The organism is Burkholderia sp. Ac-20345 (assembly GCF_017104825.1).
Taxonomy (GTDB): domain Bacteria; phylum Pseudomonadota; class Gammaproteobacteria; order Burkholderiales; family Burkholderiaceae; genus Burkholderia; species Burkholderia lata_B.
Genome location: NZ_JAAGPO010000439.1, coordinates 1 through 2,233, shown reverse-complemented (window position 1 = coordinate 2,233; position 2,233 = coordinate 1). Strand labels below are relative to the sequence as shown.

The window sequence follows — 2,233 nt, the reverse complement described above, 5'->3', positions numbered from 1 at the left end:
CCGCTTGCGACCTCGCGCGCGCCGGCGCGCAGCGTGAAGCGGATCGCGCCGCTGGCCGCGGCGTCGTACGCGAGATCGAGCGGTTCGCCGGGCGCGACCGGGCTCAGGAATTTCGCGGAACCGAGCCGCCACGTGTGCAACGGGCGGTTCAGCGCCGTGCCGATCGCATGGATCGCGTGATCGAGCAGCACGACGCCCGGCACGACCGGATGGCCGGGGAAGTGGCCGGGCAGCGCCGGGTGATCGGCGGGGATCGTGAACCCGAGCGCGGGCGCGGGCGTGCCGGCCGGGTCGCGTACGGGCGTCGGCGCGGCCGCGGTGCGCGCATGTTGCGCAACGAGTGCGGCGAGCACGTCGCGCGGCAGCTTGCCCGTTTCGTTGCGCGGCAGCGCGTCGACGAATACGAGCGGGCGCGGCATGAACGCGGGATCGATCCGCTCGCGCAGCGCGCGCTGCAGATCGGCTGCCGCGAGCGTCGGCGCGACGACCAGCGCGACGAGGCGCGTGACCGGTTCGAGGCCCGCATCGGCGTGTGCCGGCGCGGCTTCGTCGGGCATGAAGAACACGCCGTCGATCACGTCTGGAATCGCATTGAGCTGATGGTTCAGGTACGCGAGCGACGTGCGCTTGCCGGCAATGTTGACGAGGTCGGCCTTGCGGCCGTGCAGCAGGAACCGGCCGTCGCCGAGCAGTTCGAGCGCATCGCCCATCGGCACGGGTGCCTCGACGTGCCCGCCCGATACCCAGATCGTCGGTTCGCCGTCGTCGCTTTCCGGTTCGTCGCGCGCGTCGAGCCGGATGCCCGGGAACAACGCCCACGTCGCGCCTTGCGACGTGCGGCGGGTGGCGATCTGGCCGGTCTCGGTGCTGCCGTAGATCTCGACGAGCGGCGCGTCGAGCGCGGCCTCGGCTTCGCACGCGAGCTTTTCCGACAGCGGTGCGGTGGCCGACAGCACGAGCGCCGCGGGCGGCAGCGCATGGCCGGCCGCCAGCAGCGCACGCAGGTGGATCGGCGACGTGACGAGTACGCGCGGCTGCGGAATCGCGTCGAGTTCGTCGCGAATGTCGACCGGGTAGAACGGCTGGCGATTGCTGAACGCGAGGCCGCCGATCAGTGCGAGCAGCACCGTCGACTCGAAGCCGTACATGTGCTGCGCGGGCACCGTGCCGATCAGCGTGGCCGCGCGGCCGTCGAGCAGCCCGAGGCGGTCGGCCGCCGCGCGCACGCAGCCGACCAGGAAGCCCCAGGTCTTGCGGTGCGGCACCGGCGCGCCGGTCGAGCCGGACGTGAACACGTAGGCCATGATCCGTGCCGCATCGATCTGCGGGACGGCGAACGGCGCGTCGCTCGCGAGCTCGCCTGGGGCGGCATCGGGGTACGCGAAGCGCGGCAGGTCGATCGTGCAGTCGGGCGCGTCGTGCAGGCAGAACGCGTCGGGTGCGAACGATGCGAGCTGGCGGACCATTTCCGGCGTGTGCGTCGACGGCAGCAGGCTGATCTTGCCGGCAACGAGCGCGGCGCACAGGCTGACCGCGAAGCGGTAGCGGTCGCGGCACACGTTGAACACGTGGCCGCCGTCGGGCAGCGCGGCGGCCACGCGCGCGACGTCGGCGACGAATGCGCGCACGGTGACGGGCGCGCCGTCGCGCCAGGCGATCGTCTGGTCCGGCGACGAATGGAAAACCAGCGGGTGAGTCGGCATAAATCGGTCAAAACGGGAGCGAAGGCCGGCGCGGCGCGCCGGCCGGGAATTCATCGTGACGCCTGCGATGCGTGGGTCGTCGCGCGATACGCGCGCACCGCATCGACCATGCGCGGCCGCGGTTCGTGCGGCAGTGCGAAGCGCCGGCACGCATGCTCGGCGGCGAACATCACGGCGACGAGCGGCAGCGACAGGTAGTTCGCGAACGTCGACCACGTGACGATCGGCGCGGTCGCGAACAGCAGCGTCGACACGGCGGCGATCGCGACGAAGAACAGCGTCCACGCGAGCGTGATCTGCCGCGTGTAGCGCGCGACGGCCGGCGTGATCGCGCCGTGAATCATCGTCGCGAAGCGCGTGCACAGCGGCACCTGGCCGGCCGCGAGCGTACGGCCGAACAGCAGCGCCATCGCGAGGTTGAAACTCGCGTGTTCCAGATACAGGCCCCATTCGAAATGCCGGGCGAGCGGCACGCGCGCGGCCCACAGCGCGGCGGCGGCAAGCAGCCACGCCGGCACGAACCACGCGCA

Annotated in this window: 2 protein-coding genes; both read right to left on the bottom strand. The window is 71.9% G+C overall.

Going from position 1 to position 2,233, the window contains the following annotated elements; genetic code table 11:
* On the bottom strand, positions 1–1,703 hold a 1,703-nt coding region (locus G3O06_RS47735; RefSeq protein WP_205820298.1), incomplete at its 3' end, for an acyl-CoA synthetase family protein.
* Positions 1,704–1,753: 50 nt separating this feature from the next.
* Positions 1,754–2,233, bottom strand: a 480-nt coding sequence (locus G3O06_RS47730; protein WP_205820297.1) for a hypothetical protein, incomplete at its 5' end; no start/stop codon positions are given.